We start from the raw sequence: 246 nt of genomic DNA, 5'->3' as shown, positions 1-246 counted from the left end.
GAAACACTACCGCGCGATTGCCTCACGTTTCGACAAACTCAAGAGGTGCTATCAAAGCACAGTAGCTATGGCTTGTGTCTTCCTATGGCTACCCATGTGAAACGGGAACAGCCCCTAGACCACTCCCACAAGCGCTCGCGAATGCTGATTTCATTGACCATTTTTTCCCCTATCTCGATTAACCAACAAATTGCCGGAATCTCTTCGGCGGCTCAGCCTGGTGTACCTCCGCCGTCCATACATCCA

General features: G+C 51.2%; 1 pseudogene. It reads left to right on the top strand.

Features of this window, described 5'->3' with window-relative positions:
• Positions 1-100: pseudogene (locus tag Q1A48_RS21605) on the top strand (IS5/IS1182 family transposase); the annotation flags it as partial.
• Positions 101-246: the final 146 nt, after the last annotated feature.

The organism is uncultured Microbulbifer sp. (assembly GCF_947489355.1).
In the GTDB taxonomy this organism is placed as follows: Bacteria; Pseudomonadota; Gammaproteobacteria; order Pseudomonadales; family Cellvibrionaceae; genus Microbulbifer.
This window is presented reverse-complemented; position numbering and strand designations above follow the sequence as displayed.